The 7,426-nt window shown below is 48.1% G+C and carries 4 protein-coding genes; 2 read left to right on the plus strand and 2 right to left on the minus strand.

Annotated features, from left to right (window positions below):
• A partial coding sequence (locus tag IQ260_RS24310) for a glycoside hydrolase family 38 N-terminal domain-containing protein (protein ID WP_456152057.1) occupies positions 1–1,200 on the minus strand: 1,200 nt, incomplete at its 3' end.
• Between the two features lie 72 nt (positions 1,201–1,272).
• On the opposite strand from IQ260_RS24310, the gene IQ260_RS24315 reads away from it, so the two are divergent.
• Positions 1,273–2,832 (plus strand): hypothetical protein, encoded by a 1,560-nt coding sequence (locus IQ260_RS24315; protein WP_193995663.1) that lies wholly within the window; start codon positions 1,273–1,275, stop codon positions 2,830–2,832.
• A gap of 397 nt (positions 2,833–3,229) precedes the next feature.
• Positions 3,230–6,454 (plus strand): HAD-IIIC family phosphatase, encoded by a 3,225-nt coding sequence (locus IQ260_RS24320; RefSeq protein ID WP_193995664.1) that lies wholly within the window; start codon positions 3,230–3,232, stop codon positions 6,452–6,454.
• 4 nt (positions 6,455–6,458) lie between these two features.
• On the opposite strand, the gene IQ260_RS24325 is transcribed toward IQ260_RS24320, so the two are convergent.
• Entirely contained in the window at positions 6,459–7,376 is a 918-nt protein-coding gene (locus IQ260_RS24325) for a glycosyltransferase family 2 protein (protein WP_193995665.1), read from the minus strand.
• Positions 7,377–7,426: the final 50 nt, after the last annotated feature.

Genomic DNA, 7,426 nt, shown 5'->3' on the forward strand with positions numbered 1-7,426 from the left:
GCCTAAAATTTCACTACCATCGGGGGCCTGCCAGCGAAAGAGTTCGTGGGAAAATTGGGTGGTATCATTCCACCGTAGTTTCTGGGTGGCAAACACCTCCACACCGCCCAATTTTAACAACTGGGGCAGCTGTGAACAAAAGCCAAAGGTGTCCGGCAGCCATGCAATCAGGCTACGGGTAGCAAATTTTTCTTGGCAGTAACGTTGCCCATAGAGAATTTGTCTTGCGATCGCTTCTCCACCAGCAATATTTAGCTCCGGCTCGACCCACAGCCCGGCATCAATCGACCACATCCCTTGGGCCACCTGCTGTTGAATCCGTCCAAACAGCTCCGGCCGATTGACCTCTAACCAGGCAAATAACGCTGGACTAGAGTGAGTATAGGTCAGCTCAGGAAAATCCTGCTGCAGTGCCAATACTGACTCAAAGGTACGCTCTGCCGCCCGCCAGGTGTCGGCCACCGGCCACAGCCAAGCCAAATCTAAATGGGCATGGCCCACGCAGTGAATCTGTCGCTGTTTAACCCAGTCGCCATAGGGCAGCAAACATTGGCGCAGACTGGCTAAACGCTGATGTACATCACCGCTACTCCCCTGCCATTCTTTAGTGATCAGTGCCTCGACTATGGGCAGTTTTTCGGGCGCCAAGCTTTGCAAATAGGACTGCAGAACTTGCAATTCGTCAGCGACAAAGCCGGGTTCGGGGCTAATGGGATGATTAAGGGCTTCGTAGATGAGGTGCGATCGCACCAAAGCCCCCGCATCATGTTTCGGGCTCTCCAGCCGCAGCACCACATCAAACGACTGCCCTGGCGTCACCGCCTGACTCAGACACACACGCGTAAAAAAATCGAACAAATCCCCCGCCTGGACCAGCTCACCATGCACATAGACCTGGGCATCCTCCGCCCACCAGGCCGTTGATAACCGCAGGGTTAATCCCTCTAAGGGGTAATCACCATTGAGCGTTTCGGGCACCGTCATCCGTTGATACAGCCACAGCACTCGCCCCTGCGGCCAGGCAATATGCCGACGCTCGTTGAGCGGCATCACCTCCCACTGATCGCCTGCGGCCATGGCCGCCGTCAACCCGCCTCCAGCATCGTCATGTAACCCCTGCCAATGCATCTGCACATCTTGTTGACTATAGGTTCGTAACGCTTGAATGAGGTTTGATAGAAATGGGGTGGAGGCGTTCATCGTTCCGCTAAGATCGAACTAGGATTGATCGAGTATCTGATATCAAGTATCTGAGGATACTTGCCATACACTATGCCACCGTCGTCTCGCCCCTACCAAAGCAAATTACTCAGGTTTGCGCTACAGCAATGGCAGCAAGGTCTGGAGCGACAGAATCAAGCTTGGCGACAGCTCCAGTCCACCGCTGCCTGGGGAGCACAGGTGGCCGTCTTTCCGATCTATGCCATCATGCGGGCGGTGAAACGAGCCAGTTTTGTCCTCAGTGGCCACAGTGACCACAGCAGCGAACAATCAGAGCAGCCGTCCGGGTCTATTCCCCAGGAAAACGTTACGGACAGTGACCACACCCTCACTGCGATTCTGACCCACACCCAACAACTGCTAGCGTCAGAGAAAATATCACAGCTGGCCGTCACGCCCAAGGGCGAATTAGTGAAAACAGCGCAGTCTTTTCTATCGCGTACGTCAGGTGCGCTCACCGCCCGCACTGCCGGTATACGTCGCAAAATGGCAGCTGAGCTGCTCCAGAACGGCACTACGCTGGCATCTTCGATCAAAACTCGCAATCTGGTTTTGGTAAACCCCAACAACGAAGTTTTTGATATTTTTACGCCCGAGCACCAGGCCAATCTCAAACATTATATTGATCGCGTGATGTATGCTTACCAACAGTCGCGCACTATCATTCCCCGCTCAACCAGGCGACTATCAGTTCAAACTGCCATCAAGATTAGTGCAGGTAGTGATTCATCCCTGACGGCAGTTCTTACCCATACTCAACAACTCCTATCATCAGATCAAAAAGCACAGCTGAATATTGCGCCTACAGGCAGTCTGGCCCGTAAGGTTAAGTCTCTTTTAGCCAACACGATTCAACGAATCCGACAACAACTGCCAGGCAGCTTACAATCCGCTCGCCGCAACAGTATCATTCAGGCTCAGCGGCAATCAGGAGATTTAGTCAGCTCCAGCACTCGGAAACAATCAGGTGGGCTAAAGGCTCCCGCAGGCCGCAGAGCCGCCTCTGATTTACTGCCCCATGGAACCACGCTAGCATCCTCAATTGCCACTCGGCAGCTGGTTTTGGTGAATGAACACAACAAAGTTTTCGATATTTTTACACCGGAGCAACAGGCCGAGCTCAAGCATTACATTACCGCTGTGATGCTTGCATATCAGCAATCCCGCTCTATCGTTCCCCGTCAGACTAAGCGCTTGTCCATTAAAACTGTTCTGGCAATTGGGGCAGTATTTATCGCCGCACTGCCGATGGAGTTTAAAAAGGCATGGGCACAGATAACACCGGGTCCAACCCTAGGTTCACAGGCTCCCAGCCTGCCTCATATCACAAATAACAAGATTGCAGCTCAGCCAAGCTCTCGCATTTTTCACCCAACATCATCTGCTCCCGGCACGGTTCGGACCCGCGCCCAACGCTTATCAAGCCATGGAAATAACCATGCTCGACGGCGATTGACGAGTAAGTCTCCCAATGCATTTGAGGCTAACGTCAACGATGTCAGCTATCTGGAACATCCTCTAGAACGCGTACTGCGATGGATTGATCGTATCCTCACATGGTGTGAAAATCGCTGGCAACAGTGGCTAGAGCATAGAACTAACGCAGGATAGATACTCATAGCCTCAGGGATAAGGATTTTATATGAAGCTTGTGTAAAGCATATAGAAACGGTATTGCTCCATGGGTGCGTGTGAACGACATCGCTCAATCTGGCTTTCCTTTCAGGGCAAAATTTATGAAGCTTGATTGAAGTATCGGGATTAATACTTTAAGAGACTGTGTACTAATAGTAGGCTGGCGTCAGAGCTTATAAGGAAGGATAAAGCAACGCCGTGGTTTGACCGCTTTGTAACGGCAAAAGGTTCACTACTTCATAAGCTACTTTCGTTTTCCACAATCAACGCTTGGGCTCACTTCTTTTAAGACCATGATTACTGCAGTGCAAGCACATGTATTGTTCTTCAGCCTCTAGATAAATAAGTATTTAAATTCTATCTACCCAGAGTCATGCTTAAGCCAACTCCCTTACAGGACAATACCCATGGGTTAACCGTATCTGATTCCCATGGTGGACTGGCTCCATTGGCTGTCGCCGCAACATTTACGGCGGATCCTCTCAAGGAGGTGATTGAATTTTGGTTGGCTCAACTGGACTTGAACCTGGAGGTTGTCCTCACTGATTACAATCAGGTATTTCAGCAACTGCTTAACCCTGTGAGTCTAATGGCACAGAATACACAGGGTATTAATTTACTGCTCATCCGGATTGAGGACTGGCTTAGATTTCAGACATCCGAGGATCGGCCTGAAGAGGATCGGCAGACTACTCTGGCCCATAGAACGGTTCTAGAGCGCAATGGTGAGGATCTAGTCAGTGCTATTTCTGAGGCTGTTAAACGTTCCTCCACGCCTCATATAGTCGTCTTTTGTCCGTCTAATCCAACTATTTCGGCAGAGCAACTGTCTCTCCATCAACAGATTGAGAAGAGGATTATTGAGGAACTGACTCCAACTAATAATCTCCACCTCGTATCATCGGCAACCGTTTTCTCACGCTATCCCGTTAGCAACTTTTATCAGGCTAATGGCGATCTCATCGGCCATATTCCTTTTACTCCAGAAGCCTTTGCTGCTCTCGGTACAACGATTGCACGCATGGTTTATGCCCTAAAACGAGAGCCGTATAAGGTTATTGCCTTGGATTGCGATCGCACCCTTTGGCGCGGTATCTGTGGTGAAGATGGCCCCATGGGTATTGCGGTTGATAAACCCTTTCAGGCACTGCAATCCTTTATGGTGCGATGTAGTCAAGCCGGTTTTTTGCTATGTCTGTGTAGCAAGAACGTTGAGGAAGATGTTTGGCAGGTATTTGACCAGCGGGACGACATGCCTCTGGGTCGCGAACATTTGGTAGGCTGGCGGATTAACTGGCAGCCAAAATCGGAGAACTTGCGATCCCTCGCCGCAGAACTCAACCTTGGCTTAGATAGCTTTATCTTCATCGATGATAATCCCGTCGAATGCTCAGAGGTCCAAGCGCGTTGCCCAGAGGTGCTAACGCTACAGCTGCCCGAGAACCCAGATCAAATTCCTAACGTCTTAAACCATATTTGGCCTCTAGACACACTTAAGGTCACCGACGCAGACAGCCATAGAACCCAGCTCTATCAGCAAAACTCGGCTCGCCAAAGATTTGAGCGAGAAGCCGAGGATTTTAATGCATTTATCGAAGGACTCCAGCTGGACGTGACCATTGAGGAACCCACCCCTGAGCAGCTCCCCAGGGTTTCTCAGCTCACCCAGCGCACCAACCAGTTCAATGCCACCACCTGCCGTCGCAGTGAAGCTGAAATTCAAACCCTGCGCAATGACGGCTATGGCTGCCGGGCGGTTACAGTTTGCGATCGCTTTGGTGACTATGGCCTCGTCGGCGTCATCCTTTTTCACACGCAACAGAACACGCTAAACGTCGATACATTTCTACTCAGCTGCCGTGTGTTAGGACGTGGTGTAGAACATCGTATGGTTGCCCATTTAGGTGAAGTTGCAGCTGCCCAGGGCCTGAGTTCTGTTAGGCTTAACTACCAACCGACTGCCAAAAACTTACCTATTGCAGAATTCTTCAAAACCATTGGCCAGCCCTATGTCCAAAGTGTAGAAAACGGCTTTCAGTATGCCTTACCCGTGAAAGTCGCCCAGCAATTAAATTTTACAGCGCCTGCACCTGCCAAAGACAAACAATCCAACAAAAAAGAAATATCTCAGACATCTAGGCCCCTATCCAACAGAGAGCAATACAGCAAATCAACTCGCTGGAATCATATTGTTCGAGCACTACAACACCCCACGCAGATCTTAGAACACGTTGAACAACAAGGACAACGAACACGAGACAATACCGGTTGGATAGCTCCAAAAACCCCTACGGAAAAGAGCTTGAGCAAGATTTGGAGCAAGGTATTACGCATGGACCGCATTAGCCTAAGCGATAATCTCTTTGATCTGGGCAATACCTCACTTCTCTCTGTCAGTGCCTTTGCAGCCATAGAAGAGATGTTTGGCCAGCGTCTGCCCATGACTATTCTCTTAGATGCTCCCACCATTGAAGAATTAGCAATAGTCATTGATGCTGAGAATACACAGGATGTATGGAAACCGTTAGTAGCTGGACGCAGAACTGGAAACAAGCAACCTATCTACATAGTGCATGGTGGATATGGCGACGTTTTAAGCACAGCACAAATCATTAATTGTCTTGATGATGACCAGCCTGTTTATATCCTGCGAGCCATCGGTCTTGACGGCCAGCAGCTCCCTCTGACGTCTATAGAAGCCATGGCAGCAGCCTACATTAGCGCTATTAAAGAAGAACAGCCCCTTGGTCCCTACCAACTATGTGGACAATGTGCTGGTGGTATCGTTGCTTATGAAATGGCACAACAGCTCACAGCCCAAGGAGAAACTGTCAATTTTTTAGGCCTTTTGGATTCTCCTCATCCACAGCTAGAAAATCATTTCACCAATCGCTTTCGCTACTATTTCCACCATCCTACCTATCGACATCACCCGTGGGATCGAACTTACTACTTGTTCAAAGCTATCTACTATGTACGACGACTTAAGACCATGCTTAAGTATCATTCAAAGGAGTTAAAACAACGCAGTTTTCAGCAAAAACTGCAGTATATAGGAAATAAGTTAGGGAGAGTTCAGTCCAAACTTGGTCTGAATAAACGAGTAGCCGTTCAGCCGACCCATAGAAGCAAGCAAAGCGATCGCCCTCCAAGCAGTGTGATTCCGACCTCTCCTTCAACTAACAAAGATAAATTTACCGCCAAAGAGCAGTACATCAAAGATCGTTTTGTAGAACTCTTTCTCAGAGCCCAAGAAAATTATATCCCTCAACCTTACCCAGGTAAGATAGACTTCTTCCTAGCAACGCAACAAACGTTTGTCCCAAAGCACCGCCCTCACTCGCTGGCGGCTTTACGAGATAACGCTAGCGACGTTGACGATGTCAAACAGCTTCTCTTCGGATGGGATAAACTAGTCCCTCAGGGGAATTTTAATATTCGATGTGTTGACTGTCCCCACCCACAGATGATGCAACAGCCACACGTTGCAGAGCTAGGCAGAGTGCTTCAAGCCACGCTTGATGAGTATAGGAATCAGAGTAGTATAGGTGAGAACAATGGGTCTAATAAGTTAGCGATGGCAGGAACCTCAGACTAACGCTTTAAACTGAGCGGAGGAGGAGCTGAGAGATTACATTAGTCATAGTAATTGGATACTTAAGAAACGTTTTCAGCAGCTTTTTTTTACTAGCAAATACTCGTGAAAACTCTCCTAGTTTGCGATGCGTCATTTGTCTAAACAACTCTTTGGAGTAGCCGATTTTTACCAATCGCTGGTAAACGCTGGGTACATCAGAGAAGGTCATCTTAAGGCTTACAGCCCTATCATCCACAAAGAAGTGATTGCCTAAGGAGCATTCTATAAATGCATCCTTAGTAACCTGTGCCCCTCCATATTTAGCACAATAGCCTGTAACATAAACCTGAACAGCCAAATTATCCAACCCAGCCTGCCATTCCTCTAAAGCCTTTTGAGCTAAGTCCGTTCGATAAATTTGAGCAGATGTTAGCGCCAGCCCGCCTACACCACCTTCCATACGAACACATTTTTCAAAAACACTCTGCCCTTGTTTGTCGTACAAGCTTTCCTCTAGAGGATAACGACGTTCATAAACCAGTTTCTTAGAATTATAATCTCGGCCAGCAAAATTAAGTGTGATCAGACCAATATCGGGTAGCTTATTCAGCGCTCCCATAACATAGGGTAAAGCACCCTCAAGAACAGTATCATCATCGCTTAAAACCCATATATGTTTTGCTGTTACTGAACGAATACAGGTAGCGATATTACGAATAGCTCCAATATTTTCAGATTGGTGAAACGTCCTAAAATCTATAGGTGCAAATTTTTCTGACCATTTTTCAATAACTTGAGCAGTATCATCAGTAGAACAGTTATTAGAAATAAAGATTTCGCAATCAGAACCAAAGGCTTCGACTATAGCGAAAAGATGATTCAGCTGCTTATCTAGCAGCTGGCTTCGATTGTAGGTAGGAACAGCAATTGCTAGCGTTTTCATAGAAGACTGCACATACAATATATCTAGAATAATGGCCCTGTATTAATAAC

The organism is Leptolyngbya cf. ectocarpi LEGE 11479, assembly GCF_015207065.1.
Lineage (GTDB): Bacteria > Cyanobacteriota > Cyanobacteriia > Phormidesmidales > Phormidesmidaceae > Leptothoe > Leptothoe ectocarpi.

Coding starts and splice junctions, on each gene's coding strand:
- IQ260_RS24315 (WP_193995663.1), top strand. CDS start 1,273: ATGCCACCGTCGTCTCGCCCCTACCAAAGCAAATTACTCAGGTTTGCG.
- IQ260_RS24320 (WP_193995664.1), top strand. CDS start 3,230: ATGCTTAAGCCAACTCCCTTACAGGACAATACCCATGGGTTAACCGTA.
- IQ260_RS24325 (WP_193995665.1), bottom strand. CDS start 7,376: ATGAAAACGCTAGCAATTGCTGTTCCTACCTACAATCGAAGCCAGCTG.